The 16,801-nt window shown below is 72.4% G+C and carries 14 protein-coding genes and 1 pseudogene; 9 read left to right on the forward strand and 6 right to left on the reverse strand.

Annotated features, from left to right (window positions below; all coding sequences use genetic code 11):
- Positions 1-173: 173 nt before the first annotated feature.
- Both RM704_RS19235 and RM704_RS19240 read left to right on the forward strand, forming a co-directional pair.
- Positions 174-653: an anthrone oxygenase family protein gene (locus tag RM704_RS19235; protein WP_033526656.1), complete on the forward strand. Its 480-nt coding sequence runs from the start codon at positions 174-176 to the stop codon at positions 651-653.
- Positions 654-717: 64 nt separating this feature from the next.
- Positions 718-2,205 carry a glutamate synthase subunit beta gene (locus RM704_RS19240; protein ID WP_033526657.1) on the forward strand — a complete coding sequence of 496 codons (1,488 nt, stop codon included), beginning with the start codon at positions 718-720 and terminating at the stop codon, positions 2,203-2,205.
- 168 nt (positions 2,206-2,373) lie between these two features.
- Here the strand turns inward: RM704_RS19240 and RM704_RS19245 are convergent, their stop codons facing one another.
- A complete protein-coding gene (locus RM704_RS19245; protein WP_033526658.1) occupies positions 2,374-2,952 on the reverse strand; it encodes a carboxymuconolactone decarboxylase family protein in 579 nt (192 codons plus the stop codon).
- 41 nt (positions 2,953-2,993) lie between these two features.
- On the opposite strand from RM704_RS19245, the gene pdxR reads away from it, so the two are divergent.
- The 4 genes and pseudogenes from pdxR to RM704_RS19265 form a co-directional block, all read left to right on the forward strand.
- Positions 2,994-4,406: a MocR-like pyridoxine biosynthesis transcription factor PdxR gene (gene pdxR / locus RM704_RS19250; protein ID WP_033526659.1), complete on the forward strand. Its 1,413-nt coding sequence runs from the start codon at positions 2,994-2,996 to the stop codon at positions 4,404-4,406.
- A gap of 216 nt (positions 4,407-4,622) precedes the next feature.
- A complete protein-coding gene (locus RM704_RS19255) occupies positions 4,623-7,250 on the forward strand; it encodes a PEP/pyruvate-binding domain-containing protein (RefSeq protein WP_311590900.1) in 2,628 nt (875 codons plus the stop codon).
- Positions 7,250-8,146: a hypothetical protein gene (locus RM704_RS19260; protein WP_033527086.1), complete on the forward strand. Its 897-nt coding sequence runs from the start codon at positions 7,250-7,252 to the stop codon at positions 8,144-8,146. The genes RM704_RS19255 and RM704_RS19260 overlap by 1 nt, the downstream gene beginning before the upstream one ends.
- 297 nt (positions 8,147-8,443) lie before the next feature.
- Positions 8,444-8,851 (forward strand): annotated as a pseudogene (locus RM704_RS19265) (protein-tyrosine phosphatase family protein); the annotation flags it as partial.
- Between the two features lie 168 nt (positions 8,852-9,019).
- Here the strand turns inward: RM704_RS19265 and RM704_RS19270 are convergent.
- The 3 genes from RM704_RS19270 to RM704_RS19280 all read right to left on the reverse strand — a co-directional run bounded on the left by RM704_RS19270 (position 9,020) and on the right by RM704_RS19280 (position 11,068).
- Positions 9,020-9,835, reverse strand: coding sequence for an SAM-dependent methyltransferase (locus tag RM704_RS19270; protein WP_078937097.1), 816 nt, complete (start codon positions 9,833-9,835; stop codon positions 9,020-9,022).
- 78 nt (positions 9,836-9,913) lie between these two features.
- Complete coding sequence (locus tag RM704_RS19275; protein WP_033527087.1) at positions 9,914-10,198, reverse strand: DUF397 domain-containing protein; 285 nt, start codon at positions 10,196-10,198, stop codon at positions 9,914-9,916.
- A 9-nt stretch (positions 10,199-10,207) separates the two neighbouring features.
- On the reverse strand, positions 10,208-11,068 hold the full coding sequence (locus tag RM704_RS19280) for a Sco1979 family transcriptional regulator (RefSeq protein WP_033527088.1): 861 nt from the start codon (positions 11,066-11,068) through the stop codon (positions 10,208-10,210).
- Between the two features lie 286 nt (positions 11,069-11,354).
- Between RM704_RS19280 and RM704_RS19285 the strand changes: the two genes are divergently transcribed.
- The 3 genes from RM704_RS19285 to RM704_RS19295 all read left to right on the forward strand — a co-directional run bounded on the left by RM704_RS19285 (position 11,355) and on the right by RM704_RS19295 (position 14,832).
- Entirely contained in the window at positions 11,355-12,101 is a 747-nt protein-coding gene (locus RM704_RS19285; RefSeq protein ID WP_078937098.1) for an ATP-binding protein, read from the forward strand.
- Entirely contained in the window at positions 12,092-12,559 is a 468-nt protein-coding gene (locus RM704_RS19290) for a hypothetical protein (RefSeq protein WP_052145997.1), read from the forward strand. Before RM704_RS19285 ends, RM704_RS19290 begins: the two co-directional genes overlap by 10 nt.
- Before the next feature lie 299 nt (positions 12,560-12,858).
- A complete protein-coding gene (locus RM704_RS19295) occupies positions 12,859-14,832 on the forward strand; it encodes an ABC transporter ATP-binding protein (RefSeq protein WP_033527089.1) in 1,974 nt (657 codons plus the stop codon).
- Positions 14,833-14,858: 26 nt separating this feature from the next.
- Here RM704_RS19295 and RM704_RS19300 read toward each other — a convergent pair whose 3' ends face one another.
- Together RM704_RS19300 and RM704_RS19305 are read right to left on the reverse strand one after the other, a co-directional pair.
- Positions 14,859-15,044 carry a DUF8839 family protein gene (locus RM704_RS19300; protein WP_033527090.1) on the reverse strand — a complete coding sequence of 62 codons (186 nt, stop codon included), beginning with the start codon at positions 15,042-15,044 and terminating at the stop codon, positions 14,859-14,861.
- A 287-nt stretch (positions 15,045-15,331) separates the two neighbouring features.
- Positions 15,332-16,735 (reverse strand): amidohydrolase, encoded by a 1,404-nt coding sequence (locus RM704_RS19305; protein WP_052145999.1) that lies wholly within the window; start codon positions 16,733-16,735, stop codon positions 15,332-15,334.
- Positions 16,736-16,801: the final 66 nt, after the last annotated feature.

The raw sequence follows: 16,801 nt of genomic DNA on the forward strand, positions 1-16,801 counted from the left end.
GGGAGGGGGAGGGGGGAGGCCCCCCGGAGCAGCGGTCGGCGCAGGTCCCCGGTTGGCCTCGTGCGTATGCGGGTGAGCGGCTCGGCCATGGGGGCCGGGGGTGTGCGGAGGTTCACTGGTCGTGTTGTCGGGTGGTGGGGCAGGATCTTCGAGGGATCGAGGTGGGAGCGGACATGATCGATGGGCCGTACTTCGTGCTGACGGTGCTGGGGCTGCTCGGGACGGCGATCGTGGCCGGCGTGTTCTGCGGGTTCTCGACGTTCGTGATGAAGGGGCTGGCGTCGTTGCCGCCCGCGCAGGGCGTGGCGGCGATGCAGGCGATCAATGTGAGTGCTCTGACGCCGGCGTTCATGCTCGTGTTCGTGGGCACGGCGGTGCTGTGTGCCGTGCTGGCCGTCGTGACGTTCGTGCTGTGGCCGGACGAGGGCAGGGTCGAACTGCTGCTGGGCAGCGTGCTGTATCTGTTCGGCTGCTTCGGGGTCACGATGGTGGCGAACGTGCCGCGCAACGAGACGCTCGCCAAGCTGGACCCGGGCACGCCGGAGGCGGCGACGTACTGGCGTGAGTACGTGAGCCGGTGGACGACGTGGAACCACGTGCGGGCGGTCGCCGCGGCTGCCGCGGCCCTGTCGTACCTGCTGGCGCTCGCCTGAGGCGGGGGCGGCGGGCGCGTCGTATCGTGGCCCGTACGCGTACCTCTCCGTGAGGGAGACGGCCATGGCCGATCCCAAGGGTTTCCTGACCACACCACGCGAGGACTGGCCCCGTCGCCCCGTGGAGGAGCGGGTCCGGGACTGGGACGAGGTGTATGTTCCCGGGGCTCTGCTGCCGATCATCAGCAAGCAGGCCGACCGCTGCATGGACTGCGGGATCCCGTTCTGCCACGACGCCTGTCCGCTGGGGAATCTGATCCCCGACTGGAACGATCTCGTGTCGCGGGAGGACTGGCGGGCGGCGAGCGACCGGCTGCATGCCACGAACAACTTTCCCGAGTTCACGGGGCGCTTGTGTCCCGCGCCCTGTGAGGCGGGGTGTGTGCTGGCGATCAACCAGCCCGCGGTGACCATCAAGAACGTGGAGGTGGCCATCGCGGACCGGGCCTGGGAGGACGGTTTCACCCCGCCGCGTCCCCCCGACCGGCTGTCGGGAAAGACGGTCGCCGTCGTCGGCTCCGGGCCCACCGGGCTCGCGGCGGCGCAGCAGTTGACGCGGGCCGGGCACACGGTCGCGGTGTACGAACGGGCCGACCGGATCGGCGGGTTGCTGCGGTACGGGATCCCGGCGTTCAAGATGGAGCGGCGCCATCTGGACCGGCGGTTGGAGCAGATGCGGGCGGAGGGCACGAAGTTCCGGACGTCGACCGGGGTCGGGGTGGACGTCGGGGCGGCCGAGTTGCGGGCCCGGTACGACGCGTTGGTGATCGCGACCGGTGCCACAGCGTGGCGGGAACTGGACGTGCCGGGGCGGGAGTTGGCCGGCGTTCATCAGGCGATGGAGTATCTGCCGTTGGCCGACCGGGTGTGTGAGGGGGATCTGGAGGTGTCGCCGTTGTCGGCGGCAGGCAAGCATGTCGTGATCGTCGGGGGTGGTGACACGGGGGCGGACTGTCTGGGGACCGCGGTGCGGGAAGGGGCCGCTTCGGTGACCCAGTTGGACATCTATCCGCTGCCGGAGGCGGAGCGTGACGAGGACGTCGAGCCGTGGCCGACGTATCCGAAGGTGTACCGGCTCTCGGCGGCGCACGAGGAGGCTCGGGATCTTCGGTCCGCGCCCGCGGCGGACGCGGACGCGCGACTCTTCGCGGCCTCCACGCTCCGCTTCACCGGGGACGGGTCGGGGCGGGTGTGTGCCCTGCACCTGGTCGAGGTGGACGAGCGGCGGCAGGCCCGGTCGGGTACCGAGCGGACGCTGCCCGCCGATCTCGTCCTGCTCGCGCTCGGGTTCTCCGGCCCGGATCGTCACGACGGGCTCCTGGAGCAGTTGGGGCTGGCCCTCGATCCGCGCGGGACGATCACGCGGGGGCCGGACTTCGCGACGAACGTGCCCGGGGTGTACGCCGCCGGGGACGCCGCCCGTGGGCAGTCACTGATCGTGTGGGCGATCGCCGAGGGGAGGTCCGTGGCTGCCGCGGTCCACCGTGGGCTGACCGGGACGGACCGCCTGCCGGCACCGATCGGACCGTACGACCGCCCGATGACGGTGTAGCCACCGGTCCACCGGCCACCGGCCGTCGGGTCCCCGGCCGTCGGGTCCACCAGCCACCGGCCGTCAGCCATCGCTCCCCCACCACGCCAATGCCGGATCGGTCGTCGCGGGAACAGTGCTTATGTCGTCGGTTCGGTGGCGGGCAGGTGGTGAGGCGTTCCGGCGGTTCTAGCGGCCGTCCGTGCCGGCTTGTTTGGCGGTGGCGAGGGCGATGCGGTTCCACGTGTTGATGGTGCAGATCAGGGCGAGGACGCGGGCCAGTTCGGAGTCGTCGAAGTGGGTGGCGGCTTCGGCGTAGACGGCGTCGGGGACGCCGCCGTCGGCGACGAGGGTGACCGCTTCGGTGAGGGCGAGCGCGGCCTGTTCGCGGGCGGTGAAGAAGTGCCGGGCCTCGCGCCAGACCGGGATCATGTGCAGCCGGTCCTCGCTCTCGCCGGCCTTGCGGGCGTCGTTGGTGTGCATGTGGAGGCAGTAGGCGCAGTGGTTGAGGTGGGAGGCGCGGATCTGGATCAGTTCGACCAGGGCGGGGTCGATGCCCTCGCGGGCCGCCGCGTCGAAGCCGATGAGGGCGCGGAACGCGTTCCGCGCGGACTTCGCGAAGTCGAGCCGGGGAACGGCTGCCGTCACCGTCGCGTCGGTCGCTGCCGTGCTCGCCGCTGTCGTGCCGGTGGCTGTCGTGCCGGTCGTCGCTGTCGTGTCGGTCGCTGTCGTGCCGGTCGTCGCTGTCGTGTTCGTCGTCATGACCATGAATCTATGGGGCGGAAAGACCTGTCGTAGGGTGCATTTTCATGGTGGATTCTTGGGTCAATTCCGCGGAGTCGATCGGGGCCGATCTGCATCTCGAACTGTCCGGTGGGGGTGGGCGGCGGGCGGCGCTGATCCGGGCGTTGCGGGACGCGGTGCGTGGTGGTCGGCTGGCGCCCGGGACCCGGTTGCCCCCGTACCGCTCGCTCGCCGCGGACCTGGGCGTCGCGCGCAACACGGTCGCCGACGCGTACGCGGAGCTGGTCGCGGAGGGCTGGCTGACCGCCCGGCAGGGGTCGGGCACGCGGGTCGCGGAGCGGGTCGAACCCCTGGGCGCCGCGGCGCGCGTGCCTCGGAAGGTGCCGCCACGCGCGCGGGGGCCGCGGCACGATCTGCGGCAGGGCATGCCGGACGCGTCGGCGTTCCCGCGGGCGGCCTGGGTGGCGTCGTACCGCAGGGCGCTGACGCGGGCGCCCAGCGAGGCGTTCGGGCCGGGTGATCCGGCGGGCCGGGTCGAGCTGCGGGAGGCGCTCGCCGAGTACCTGGCACGTGCGCGGGGCGTGCGGACCGAGGCCTCGCGGATCGTGGTCTGCTCGGGTTTCGCGCACGCGTTGCGACTGCTGTTCCACGGTCGGGTGCTGCGGGGGCCGCTGGCCGTGGAGTCGTACGGGCTGGGCTTCCACCGTGAGCTGCTGGCGGCGGCCTCCGTACGGACCGTTCCGCTGGCGCTCGACGAGGACGGTGCCCGGGTGGACGGGCTGGACCGGGAGAGGGCGGTGCTGCTCACGCCCGCGCACCAGTTCCCCACCGGTGGGCCGCTGCATCCCGAGCGGCGGGCCGCGGTGGTGGACTGGGCACGCGCGCGTGGCGGGATGGTCCTGGAGGACGACTACGACGGGGAGTTCCGCTACGACCGCAAGCCCGTCGGGGCCGTGCAGGGACTGGATCCCGAGCGGGTCGTCTTCATCGGCTCGGTCAGCAAGAGCCTGTCGCCCGCGCTGCGGCTGGGGTGGATGGTGTTGCCGGAGCGGCTCGTGGGCGCCGTGCTGGAGGCCAAGGGCGAGCGGGAGGCGTGGGCGAGCGTGCCGGACCAGCTGGCGCTGGCGGACTTCGTGGTGTCCGGGGCGTACGACCGTCATGTGCGGCGGATGCGGCAGCGGTACCGGGCGCGTCGGGACCGGCTGGTGGCGGCCCTGGCCGCGCACGCGCCGCACATCGAGGTCACCGGGATCGCCGCCGGGCTGCACGCCGTGCTGCGGTTGCCGCCCGGGACCGAGCGGTCGGCGGTGAAGGCGGCGGCCTGGCGGGGTGTGGCGCTGGACGGGCTGGCGGCGTTCCGGCATCCCGAGGCGAGGGAGGACGCTCCGGACGGGCTGGTCGTGGGGTACGCGACGCCGCCGGAGCACGCGTACGGGGCGGCGGTGGAGGCGTTGTGCGGGGTGCTCCCGCCCGAGTGAGTGGGGTGTGTGTCGGCGACGCGTGGGGGCGAGGGTTCCCGGTCGACAGGAAAACCGGGGCGGTGGGACCATTGGGGTCAGGAGGTACGTCACCGCTGTGGCCGCGGGCACCCCGACAAGTCGGTGGTGGCCTGCCCCCATCCTTCGTTCCGTCGTCAGGCGTAGGGCCTTTTCCTCGCGTCCCCCCTGTTGACGGCCGGTCCTGGAGGGTGCTCGATGACGACGCTCGACGAACGTCACGGAGAACACGGACAAGGTGCGTCGCACGGCGGGGCTCCGCCCCGGGGTGGCGGCAGCGTCGGTTCTCACGTCGTCCTCCTCGACCAGCCGACGGCTTCGCTGCCTCTGCTCACCGGGTCGAAGGCGGCCCATCTCGCGCGTGCGGCGCGCGCCGGGTTGCCGGTGCTGCCCGGATTCGTGATCCCGTACGACCCTGGGCACGCGGATGACCGGCGGCGGGACCCCGACGACGTGCGGGACCTGTCGCGCGCCTGGGCCGAGCTGTCCCGGCACGGTGCGCGGCCCCTCGTCGTACGGTCCTCCTCACCGCAGGAGGACACGGAGGAGTCCTCCCTGGCGGGACGGTTCGACTCCGTGCTCGATGTGCGGGGGTGGGAGCAGTTCCGGGCGGCGGTGCGCACGGTGCTGGGCTCGGCGCGGCGGCCCGACGGTGGTGACAGTGCTCCCATGGCCGTGCTCGTCCAGCCGATGCTCAGGGCCCGGGTCGGGGGTGTGCTGTTCGGTGCGGATCCCGTGGCCGGGCGGACCGATCGGATGCTGGTCAGCGCGGTGCGCGGCGGGCCCGACACGTTGGTGAGCGGGGAGCAGCCGGGGACGAACTACTGGTTGAGCAGATGGGGGCGGCTGCTGCGGACGGAATCGCCCGGGGCGGAAGAACCCTCAGGGGTGGAACGGCCCGGAACCGAATCGCCCGGGACGGAACCCCCAGGAGCGGAACCGCCCAGAGCCGAATCGCCCGGGACAGAACCCCCAGGAGCGGAACCGCCCAGAGCCGAATCGCCCGGGACAGAACCCCCAGGAGCGGAACCGCCCAGAGCCGAATCGCCCGGGACAGAACCCCCAGGAGCGGAACAGTCGGGGGCGGACCACTCGGGGGCGGGCCAGTCCGGTGCCATGCGGGCGGCCGGCGGGAGTGGGGCGTTGCTGACCGCCGCCGAGTTGCGTCGTCTGGCGCGTCTCGCGCGGCGGGCCGCCCGGGTGTTCGGCGGGGCCCAGGACATCGAGTTCGGTTTCGACGAGGGCGGGCGGCTGTGGTTGCTCCAGAGCCGTCCGATCACGGCGATGGGGTCCCGTCCGCCACGCGGCGCGCGGCTGCTCGGTCCCGGGCCGGTGGCGGAGACTCTGCCGGGACAGTTGGAGCCGCTGGAGGAGGATCTGTGGGTGGCGCCGATGGCGCGGGGGCTGGCCTTCGCGCTCGATCTCGGCGGTAGCGCGTCGCGTCGGCGGTTGCGGTCGGTGCCGGTCGTCACGGCGGTCGGGGGCCGGGCCGCGGCGGACCTGCGGCTGCTGGGCGCCGTCCCGCCGAGACACCCGCGGCTGGCGTGGCTCAACCCCGCGCCGGGCGCCCGGCGGCTCGGTGCGGCCTGGCGGGTGGGGCGGCTGACCTCGACGTTGCCGGGCCTGGCGACGGATCTGGTGGCCGATGTCGACCGGCGGCTGGTCGAGACCCCGGCGGCCGGCGAGCTGCCGACCGTCGAGTTGATCTCGACCCTGCGCTGGACGCGCTCCGTCCTGGTCTCGCTGCACGCGCAGGAGGCTCTGGCCGGTGCCCTCCTTCCGGAGCCCCACGTCACGGCTGCGGGTACCGCTCTCGCCACGCTCACCGAGTCGAGGTACCGGGATCGGACCCTGTCGGACCACCAGGTGGTGGCCGCCGAGCCCGTGGTCCTCGCCCTGACGGCTCCGAGTCTGTGGGGCGACCTGCGACTGCCCCCACCGGAGCCCGCCCACCGGAACGGCGCCTCCGCGACCACCACCGCATCCGCCACTCTCGCCGCACCGCCCACCCTCGCCGCACCGCCCACCCTCGCCACATCCACCACCCTCGCCACATCCACCACCCTCGCCACATCCACCACCGCAAACGCCATCCCCACCCCCACCGCCACCGCCACCGCCACCACATCCGCATCCCCCCTCGTAGCCGCAGCCGCCGCCCCCGGCGACAACCCGGCCCCCCTCCCGTCCTCCCGCCGCGCGGTCTCCGTCTCCCCGGGCGTCCTCCCGCCGCGCGAGGCCCTGCGGCTGCGGATCCGCTGGGTGCAGGAGCTGCAGGTCAGGCTGGTGCGGGAGGCGGCGCGCAGGTTGCTCGCCCGGGGTGTGCTGGGTGAGGTGCGGCGGGTGGGGTCGCTGCGGTGGAAGGAGTTCGTGACGGCGCTGGAGACCGGTGGGCTGCCGGGGGACTTCGAGGCACGGTCGCCCCGGGCCGTGTCCGCGCCGCTCCCGGACCGGTTCCGGCTCGCGGAGGGCGGTGTGGTGGTCGCCGAGCGCACCGCCGGGCGTTCCCGGCCGGGTGACGGGAACGGAGGCCGGGGTGTGTCCGGCGGTCGGGGCACCGGCACGGTGTGGGACGGCGTGGGGACCGCGCCGGCGGACGCCGTGCTGGTGGTGCGGACGCTCGATCCGGCGCTGGGGCCGCTGCTGTCGCGCGTCGCGGGGCTGGTGGCGCAGACGGGCAGCCCGTTGTCCCATCTCGCGGTGCTGGCCCGGGAGTTCGGTGTGCCGGCCGTGGTGGGCGTCGACGACGCGGTGCGCCGCTTCCCGCCGGGTACCCGGGTGACGGTCGACGGCGGCTCCGGCGACGTGCGGGCGGAGGGTTCGTGATGAGGCGCCTCGCTTACCTCTTCGGGGGCGCGGCGGCGGTCGGCGCGGGCGTCTACTTCGTCGTCTACCTCTACCGGTGGCAGTGGCAGCGGGCCATCCTCAGTGGGGTGGTGCTCCTGATCGTCGGGGTGCTGTTGCTCGGGCTGGTGCTGTTGGGGCGGCTGGCGCGGATCGAGGAGCGGATCCGGGAGAGCGACCGGCGGCAGCAGGACGCGCTGGCCCGGTTGCGGCAGTCGCACGCGCGTGAGCGTGGCGACCGGTTCCGCTGGCTGGAGGATCCGGCGAGTCGTACGTATGTCTTCGTGCCGGTGTTGTTGATCACCGGGGTGGTGCTGTCGGGGATCGCGTGGCTGGTGCAGCGGATCGCGTCGGTCACGGCCCGGCCGACGGCGGAGCGGCATCTCGCCGGGCAGCTGGCGGTGCTCACCGCGCCCGATCCGGCGCCGGACGGCGATCTGGAGGACTCGGCGCCGCTCGGCGGGGGTCTGGGACGGGGGCGGGGGCGGGTGGCGCGGTTGCTCACTGCGAGTGTCGGTGTCGGTCTGCTGGTCTCGCTGGTGGTCGGGCTCGCCGACCTGACGCAGACCAGGAAGGAGGAGCGCAACGGGGCGGAGGCGACGTCCGTGCTGGTCCGGGTGGACGTGCGGGGCGTTCCGACGAGCGCCGAGCGGCAGTCCATGGCGGCGTCGCAGGCGTGGGAGCGCTGTCGGAACTCCACGTCGGTTCCGCTGCGGCGGACCACGCTCGGCGAACTCGGTGAGGGACTGTTCGCGGGGGTCGTCCGCCCCTCGCTGACCGATCATGACCGGTTGCGGCTGCGTGGCTGTCTGGAGGACGCCGACGTGGACCGCGCCCACCTCACGGTGGTCGCCATCGGCGACGCGGACCAGCAGTGAACCTCTGAAGATCGACCGGGCGGACCAGATCATCATAATCGGCATATATGACGTGAGGTGTCACACAACCAGACAGAATGCTTACCTCGGGCGGGCTACGATGCGAGAGACCCCCCGTCCCCAACCCCCGGGTCATTCATGTCTGTCGCCCTGCCTCCGCCCCCCGTACGCCGAAATTCGGTCTCCGCCCCCTCTTCCCGCCCCCGCTCGCTGCGCCGCAAGGTGGTGCGCGTCTTGATCGGTGTGCTGCTCGGCTATCTCGCCCTGTGGGCCACGGGCTCCCTCGGCATCCTGGCGATGTCGTACGTGGCGCGTGAGACCCTCTCGGCGCCCGAGGGGACGCGCTCGGTGAAGGGCATCCACAACTTCCAGCCCGTCGGCACGGACGGCGAGCTGTGGCGCGGGGCCGTGCCCTCCCCCACCGGTTACCGGGCGCTCGCCGACCTCGGCTTCACCACCGTCGTCGACCTGCGCGCCGAGAAGCTGAGCGCCGCCCAGCTCGCCCTGCCGCGTGAGGCGGGCCTCGATGTCGTACGGGTGCCGATGCGTGACGGGCAGACCCCGACGCCTGAGCAGGTGCGGCGCGTGCTCGACACCGTCTCCGAGAACTCCGGGCCGGTGTTCGTGCACTGCGGCGCCGGTGTCGGCCGTACGGGGACGATGGCCGCGGCGTACCTGGTGAAGACCGGGCAGGAGGACTCGCCCGGCGCGGTCTGGCGCAACCTGTCGGTCGGGCCGCCGTCGATCGAGCAGATCTACTACGGGCTGATGCTGGAGCGGGAGCGGGCGACGGCACAGCCGCCGCTGCCGGTGGTCGCGGTGAGCCGCGTCGTCGACGCGCCGCGCACGCGTACATCGGTTCTCGACGTGGCCCTACGGCTTGCGTGCCACCGCCCCGTAGCCCGGGATGACCCCGTCGTCCTGGCCGGGGACGGGTTCGCCGAGTTCGGGGTGCCAGTGGTGGGGCACCTCGACGCCGGGGTCGACCAGTTCGAAGCCGTCGAAGAAGCGGGTGAACTCCTCGCGGGAGCGCAGGGCCAGGGTGACACCGGCGGCCTTGAGCTTCTCCGTGGCCACTTTCGACTCCTCCGGGGTGAAGTCGGCGGTGGCGTGGGTGACGACCAGATAGCTGCCGGAGGGCAGTTCGGACATCAGCCGCTGGACGAGGGCGTGCGCGCCGTCCTCGTCGGAGACGAAGTGCAGCAGCGCGATCAGCGAGAGCGCGACGGGCCGGTCGAAGTCCAGCACCTTCCTGGCGCCCTCGACGACGGCGTGCGGGTCGCGCGCGTCGGCCTGCAGGTACTCGGTGCGCCCCTCCGGCGTACCGCGCAGCAGGGCAGCCGCGTGGGCGAGCACGATGGGGTCGTTGTCGCAGTAGACGACGCTCGCGTCGGGGGCGACCCGTTGGGCGATCTGGTGCAGGTTCGGCTCGGTCGGGATACCGGTGCCGATGTCGAGGAACTGGCAGACGCCGTGCTCCGCGAGCCAGCGTGTGGTGCGGTGCATGAAGGCGCGGTTGACCTGCGCCATCACCGGCACTCGGGGGTCGAGGGCCAGCATCTGCCGGCCCATCGCCTCGTCGACGGGGTAGTTGTCCTTGCCGCCGAGGTACCAGTCGTACATCCGCGCGGGATGGGGTCTGCTCGTATCGATCTCGACGGGGGGACGCCCGGTCATGACGAACTCCATAAGGTTCCGCGGCAGTTAGTGATCAACTCAGGCCAACATAGGGGGATCGGCTGAACAACAGGGAGTGCGCAACAGGCCTCAGGAGAGCAGGAAGTCGGCCACCCCCGCCTTGGCGCCCTGGATGAAGGCGTTCATCTCGTCCGGTGTGTAGATCAGCGCCGGTCCGTCGGGGTCGGTGGACTGGCGTACGGCGATCCGGCCGTCGGCGAGCTTCATGGCCTCCAGGCAGTTTCCTCCGTTGCCTCCGCTCCAGGGCTTGTGCCAGCCCTCGCTGCCCAGCTCCCGGGCGGGCATGCCGTTGTAGACGCCCGGGTGCGACTGCGTGCGTGTGCGCGCCTGCGACTGCGACTTGATGAGTTCCATTCGGTGTCTTCAGAGCTCCTCGCGGAGATCCCGGAGGATCTCCTTCGTGCGTTGTGCCGTGGCGGCCTGCGCCGCCATGCGGTCCATGACCTCGAGGTGGGTCGCCACCTCGGAGCGGTCGTCCAGGTAGACGGCGCCGGTCAGGTACTCGCTGTAGACCATGTCCGGGAGTTCCGGCATGGCGAAACGGAACAGGACGAACGGCCCGTACGTACCGGGGTGCGGTCCTGTGTCGAACGTGGTGACCTGCAGCGTCACATGGGACAGCTCCATCGCCTCCAGCAGTCGGTCGATCTGGGCGCGCATGACCGCCGGTCCGCCGACGGGGCGGCGCAGGGCGGTCTCGTCCATCACGAACCACAGCCGGGGCGCACCCTCACGGGTGAGCAGTTCCTGGCGTTGCATGCGCAGGTCGACATGGCGCTCGATGTCCGCGGGTTTGGTCTGGCCGATGGCGCCCGATGTCATGACGGAACGCGCGTAGTCCTCGGTCTGCAGCAGGCCGGGGACGAAGTGGGGGTCGTAGCCGCGGATCAGGGAGGCCGCGCCCTCCAGGCTGACGTACATGGAGAACCAGCCCGGCAGGATGTCGTGGTAGCGCTGCCACCAGCCGGGCTTGTTGGCCTCCTCGGCGAGCCGGACGAAGGTCTCGGCCTCCTCGTCGCCGACCCCGTACGCCTTCAGCAGGAGCTGGAGGTAGGGGATTTTGAGGGCGACTTCGGCGGTCTCCATGCGGCGGACCGTGGCGGCGGTGACGTGCAGGACGCGTGCGGCGTCCTCGCGTCTGATGCCGGCGCGCTCGCGCAGGTCCAGCAGACGCCGACCGAGCACGACCTGCCCGACCGTCGGCGCGGACCGCGGCTCGCTCATCTCGCCTCTCTTCCCTCTGACCCTGCGCTGACCTGCGTCGATGTCCGGCCCGTCCCGGTGCCGACAGCCTTGCGGCGCCGTTCGGAGGCCCCGCGCACCACACCTGTCCGTGTACACATACGAACACTGTGCGTGCATACGAACGTTGTGCGAGGGATTTCCAACTGGCGCCGCTACACGTGCTGTTGCGTGCAGTGTGCCACGACCGTTCAGAGAGTCATACGGCACTCTGCAATTTTCAGAGTGACACTTGCCAAGTGTTCACGGCGGGGCGATAGTGGCAAGCGTGATTCCGCCCCCTGCGCCGTTAGGAACAGACGCCGCCGGTGACCGTGTCGGTCCCGGTCCGGCTGCCGGGGCGCGCCCCGAGACAATCGCCGAGCGCCGGTTTCGATTCGAGCTGGCCGCGCACCCGGGTGCCGTGGCACAGGCCCGGCGCGTGACCCGTGACCAGCTCACCGGCTGGGCCGCGTGCGAGGACACCTGCGACACGGCCGCCCTCGTCGTGTCCGAGCTGGTGACCAACGCGATCGTGCACACCGCGAGCGCCCAGATCGTCTGCGAGCTGCACGACGGCGACGATCTGGTGCGGATAGCGGTACGGGACGAGGGCTGCGCTCCCGGCGAGCCGCACCCCTCGCCGCAGCGGCCCGAGGAGGAACACGGCAGGGGACTGCTCCTCATAGAGTCCATGTGCCGCTCGTGGGGTGCGCAGCCGGTCGGTCTGGGACTCCTGGTGTGGGCGGACGTGCCGCGCGGCCACCTCGCCCCCGCGGCCACGCCCGAGACGGTCGCGGACATCACCCTGGGCGCCGGCGGAGGCACGGACACGGCGCCCCGCTCGGATCTGGGGTGGGGCGCGAAGAAGCCGCCGACGGAGGACCGGGACGGTGGGGCGGAGGCCTTCCGTCTCACGAGCGTCGAGGGCGGCCGAGGCGCCGGCGAGGCCGGATACCGCACGGGTTTCGAATGTCGTACGGAAGTCGGAGTCCGGCCGCAGGTCGGACGGCGGACGGGGGCCGAATGGGTGTGAGCGGGTCGATCGGTCCCACTCGGCTCCCCGGTGGGGGCAGAGTGGCCCGCGTGGTGAGCCTCGACACCCTGACCCGACTGCGCCGCGCCCAGCGTTCCGCCGCGCCGCCCCGCCCCATCCCCCTGCCCGACGGCATGACCGCGCCCATGGGATGTGACGCGGTCGCCGTCCCTTCCCGCTTCGGGCCGATGGTCCTGCCCCGGCTGCCGCGGGTGGGCTGTGTCTACGCCGACCGGGCGCACTGGTGGTGGCTCGTCCCTGCCGACTCCGACTACGCGCTGGAATGGCCGTCTCCGGTGCGCTACACCACCGGCGCGCTGGTCTCCGAGGGCGCGGCCGCTCCCGGGCTCATCCTCAGGCCCGAGGGGACGATTCCCTATACGCCGCCGATACCGCTGTATCTGGCGTTGTGCCGGGTGACGGGGACGACGCCCACATGGTCCCGGATGACCGCGTAGGGCTCGGCCCCGCCGGTGGGCCGTGTCCTGACAGGGGCTGCGCTCCTGGTCCGCGGCGGGTTCGGGTGGGTCCGGCCGGTGTGCGGCTGCCGGACGCCGGGCACTGATCGCGCCGTTCTCCGCGCCCCTGACCGAAGGAGCCTGCGGCCCTTACGGAAAAGGGGGCTCCGGGGCTCCCGAAAACCCCTTCGCGCGCCCCTTGTGCTCCGGGTGGGTCGTGGTGGCACCGTCGTGCGCCCTGGTCGGGAGCGGAGGGTGTCGGGATAGTGGCCCTCTGCGACGACCGGGGGAGGCCGTGAGTGGGGAAGGCGCGCGATGGGGGCAAGCCGGAGACGTCCGAGTCGGAGACACTGCTCTTCGGGGGGCCGCTGCGGTACGACATGGGCTGGTCGCAGCACGCCAACGCCTTTCTGGAGCTGAACTTCCGCGCGATGGTGCGGCGGCTGCCGTCGCTGCTCGCGTCGAGCTTCCGGCTCGCCTGGCAGGCGGACCGGCGGGCCGCCCGGACCGTGTTGGCCGCCGAGACGGGCCGTGGTCTCGCCCAGGCGGTGAGCCTGCTCGCGGTGAACACGATCCTGGCCCGGCTGATGGCGGACGGCACGGTCGAAGCGCGACTGCGGGAGGCGGTTCCCGCCCTCGTCACCATCGCCGCGGTCATGTTGGTGGCCACGCTGCTGCGGGCGGCGTCGACGTACGCCACGGGCCGGCTGGAACCGAAGGTGGAGCGGGTCGCGACCGAGCTGTATCTGGAGCGGGCGGCGGCGGTGGAGCTGTCCGCGATCGAGGACGACGGCTTCCACAAGCTGCTGGACACCGCGAAGTACGGCGCCCAGTCGGCCCGCCGGATGATCAGCTACTCGGCGCGTGTGGTCAACGCGCTGATCTCGCTGATCGCGGCGGCCGGCGTGCTGACCGTGCTGCACCCGGCCCTGCTGCCGCTGCTGGTCACGATGACCCTGCCGAGCGCCTGGAGCTCCCTGACGATCGCCCGCCGCCGCTACACGTCCTTCCACGCCTGGGTGCAGCACGCGCGCGCGGGCTATCTGATCGGCTCCCTGCTGATCGAGCCGGAGGCGGCCCCGGAGATCCGGGTGCACGGCGTCGGCCCCTTCCTGCTGCGCCACTTCCGGTCGATGTCGGAGACCGCGGAGGCCGAACAGGCCCGGCTGGCCCGGCTGGCGGCCCGTACGGGCCTGTACGCGGCCGTGTGGACCGGGCTGGCCACCGTGGCGACGTACGCGACGCTGGGCGGTCTGCTGCTCGCCGGTGCCATGGCGCTGTCCGTGGCGGGGACGGCGGTCATCGCGATCCGCACGGGCTCGTCGAGCCTGGACACGCTGGTCCTGGAGGTGAACTCCCTGCACGAGGAGGCCCTCTTCGTGGGCGACATGCAGCGGCTGTACGTGGAGGCCGCCAAGCGCGCGATCCCGGAGGGCGGTGATCCGCTGCCCGAGGACCCGCGGGAGATCCGGGTGGAGAACGTGACCTTCTCCTATCCGGGGAAGGCCGGCCGGCCCGCGCTCAAGGACGTCACCCTGAACGTGCCGCTCGGCAAGATCGTGGCCCTCGTCGGCGAGAACGGCTCGGGCAAGACGACCCTGGTCAAGCTGCTCGCCGGGCTGTACACCCCCGACCAGGGCAAGATCATGTGGGACGGCGTGGACGCGGCGGGCGCCGACCGGCGGCAGCTCGCCGAGCGCATCGCGATGGTCGCGCAGGACTTCAAGCGATGGCCCTTCACCGCCCGCGTGAACATGGCGATCGGCCGGCCCTCGGCGCCGCTGACCGAGGAGCGGCTCGCCGCGTCCGTCGCGGAGGCCGGGGCGCAGGACGTGGTGGAGGATCTGCCGCGTGGCCTCGACACGCTTCTGGCCCGGGGCTTCAGCGGCGGGCACGAGCTGTCGGGCGGGCAGTGGCAGCGGCTGGGGATCGCGCGGGCCGCGTACCGGCGTGGGCGCATCCTCATCGTGGACGAGCCGACCGCCGCCCTGGACGCGCGCGCCGAGCTGGAGGTATTCGAGAAGATCCGCGCCCTGGCGGGCACCGGTCAGACGGTCGTCCTGATCACCCACCGGCTGGCCTCGGTCCGCCACGCCGACCTCGTGCACGTCCTCGACCAGGGACGCCTGGTGGAGTCCGGCACTCCGGAGGAACTGCTGGCCACGGGCGGGGTGTACGCCGAGCTGTACTCGCTCCAGGCGGAGCAGTTCGCGGCGAGGGTGCCGGCCGAGCGGGCCGCCGCGGGGAGGGTTCCCGCGCCCAAGCGAAGGTGACGGTCGGGCCGACGCGGTCGCGGGGATCAGGCCGACGCGGTCGCCGGGGTCTCGGCGCCGCGCACGATGACCAGGAACATGTCCGTCGCGATGTCCATGACGACCTCCGCCTGCTGCCCCTCGAGGCGGGCCGCGTGCGCCAACTCCTCCGCCGGCCACGAGCCGCGCGGCCCCCCGGCGGGAAAGCGCCCCAGCACCGTTCGCCCGTTCACCCTGCACCTCCATGTCGCGCTGTACCCGTGAGCCCGTAGCCCGCGGCTAGTCAGCTCGTAGATTTAAACGCCAACCATGGGGTGAACGGCTCGCGAAGTGACGGTACTGAGACGTAGTTGACACGAGGTCAACGGCGGATCGTGAGGTACCTCTCAGAAACCACACATTCCGGTGACGCTTCGTGCCAACACTTGCACTACTTGTCACCCCGTCGAAGGCGTTGCCGTACGACGGGTACCAACGCGCCGCCCGTCCCATGCGCGCCTCGGAGGGCGGGATCCGTCGGCTACCCGGGCGGCTTGTCGTAGTCCTGGATCCGGCGGCCGTGGCTGCGGTCGGTGAGGGCGGTCAGGCGGCCCGTCATCTCCCGTACCGTCGCCCGCACGTCGACGGTGAGCAGCTCACGGTCGCGCATGAGGACGCGGCCGTCGACGATCGTGGTGGTCACGTCGGCGGAGCGGGCACTGTGCACGAGGGTGGCGGCGAGGTCGTGCACCGGCTGGGTGTGCGGGCCGGTGAGGTCGACCAGAGCGATGTCGGCACGCCGGCCGGGTGCGAGGCTGCCGATGCTCTCCCCCAGTCCCACGGCCCGGGCGCCCTGCAGCGTGGCGTGGTGCAGGGCCTGGCGGGAGGTCAGCCAGCGCGGGTCGCCCTCGGTGGACTTCTGCACGAGCGCGGTGAGGGCCATGGCCTCCCACACGTCGAGGGAGTTGTTGGAGGCGGCGCCGTCCGTGGCGAGTCCGACGGGGACGCCGATACGGCGCAGGGCGCGCACCGGGGTGGTGGGCCAGGCGAACTTGAGATAGCCGCGGGGCGCGGTCGCGACGGCCACCGGTCCCCTCGCCCGCTCCAGGACCGGCAGGTCGCGCTCGACGATGCCGGTGCCGTGCGCGATGAGGACGCCCGCGGGGAGGCCGAGCAGTCCGGTGCGCTCCAGGACCTCGATGGGGGTGACGCCGTGCCGGGCCAGGCTGTTGTCGGTCTGGTCGCGGCTCTCCGCGGCGTGCAGATGCACCGGCAGTCCGTGGTCGCGGGCGAGTGCGGCGGTCGCGGCGAGGTCGGCGTCGTCGACGGTGTAGGGGGCGTGCGGGGCGAGCGCGGTGGTGATGCGGCCGCCGGCCGTGCCCCGGTGCCGTAGCGCGAACTCCAGGGACTTCTCGCGGCCTTCGGGTCCCTGCGAGGAGAAGAAGGCCTCTCCCAGATGCGCCCGCAGGCCGGTCTCCTCGACCACGGCGGCGACGGCGTCCATCGCGAAGTAGTGGTCGGCGAAGCAGGTCACGCCGCCGCGGATCATCTCCGCGCAGGCCAGCCGCGCTCCCAGCTCGACGTCCCGCGCCGTCAGGTTGGACTCGACGGGCCAGATGACGTCGTCGAACCACTCCTGAGCGGGCAGGTCCTCCGCGATACCGCGCAGCGCCACCATCGGCGTGTGCGTATGGCAGTTGACCAGCCCCGGCACGGCGACCTGGCCCCGCGCGTCGATGCGTTCGGCCGTGGCCACGGGGGCCGTCTCCTCCGCCGGTCCGATGCTGACGATCACCCCCTCCCGTACGACGATCGCCGCGTCCTCGACGAACGCGATCCGCTCGTGCTCGTCGTGGACGAGGGCGGTGCAGCCGGTGATGACGAGATCGGCGGGAGACGGGGCCGAGGGCGGGGAGAAGGGGGACGAGGAGGGAGGCGACGTCATGTCGTCACGGTACGGCCGTGGCGCGCTCGGGAGGGGGCCGAACGGGCGCATCCGGGGGAGGATGGG

Origin of the sequence: Streptomyces gottesmaniae (assembly GCF_031845845.1) — a bacterium.
GTDB classification, from domain to species: Bacteria; Actinomycetota; Actinomycetes; order Streptomycetales; family Streptomycetaceae; genus Streptomyces; species Streptomyces akebiae.

What these genes read in the sequence shown, in the direction of transcription:
- RM704_RS19235 (WP_033526656.1), top strand. Translation starts at nt 174, where the DNA reads ATGATCGATGGGCCGTACTTCGTGCTGACGGTGCTGGGGCTGCTCGGG.
- RM704_RS19240 (WP_033526657.1), top strand. Translation starts at nt 718, where the DNA reads ATGGCCGATCCCAAGGGTTTCCTGACCACACCACGCGAGGACTGGCCC.
- RM704_RS19245 (WP_033526658.1), bottom strand. Translation starts at nt 2,952, where the DNA reads ATGGTCATGACGACGAACACGACAGCGACGACCGGCACGACAGCGACC.
- pdxR (WP_033526659.1), top strand. Translation starts at nt 2,994, where the DNA reads ATGGTGGATTCTTGGGTCAATTCCGCGGAGTCGATCGGGGCCGATCTG.
- RM704_RS19255 (WP_311590900.1), top strand. Translation starts at nt 4,623, where the DNA reads ATGACGACGCTCGACGAACGTCACGGAGAACACGGACAAGGTGCGTCG.
- RM704_RS19260 (WP_033527086.1), top strand. Translation starts at nt 7,250, where the DNA reads ATGAGGCGCCTCGCTTACCTCTTCGGGGGCGCGGCGGCGGTCGGCGCG.
- RM704_RS19270 (WP_078937097.1), bottom strand. Translation starts at nt 9,835, where the DNA reads ATGGAGTTCGTCATGACCGGGCGTCCCCCCGTCGAGATCGATACGAGC.
- RM704_RS19275 (WP_033527087.1), bottom strand. Translation starts at nt 10,198, where the DNA reads ATGGAACTCATCAAGTCGCAGTCGCAGGCGCGCACACGCACGCAGTCG.
- RM704_RS19280 (WP_033527088.1), bottom strand. Translation starts at nt 11,068, where the DNA reads ATGAGCGAGCCGCGGTCCGCGCCGACGGTCGGGCAGGTCGTGCTCGGT.
- RM704_RS19290 (WP_052145997.1), top strand. Translation starts at nt 12,092, where the DNA reads ATGGGTGTGAGCGGGTCGATCGGTCCCACTCGGCTCCCCGGTGGGGGC.
- RM704_RS19305 (WP_052145999.1), bottom strand. Translation starts at nt 16,735, where the DNA reads ATGACGTCGCCTCCCTCCTCGTCCCCCTTCTCCCCGCCCTCGGCCCCG.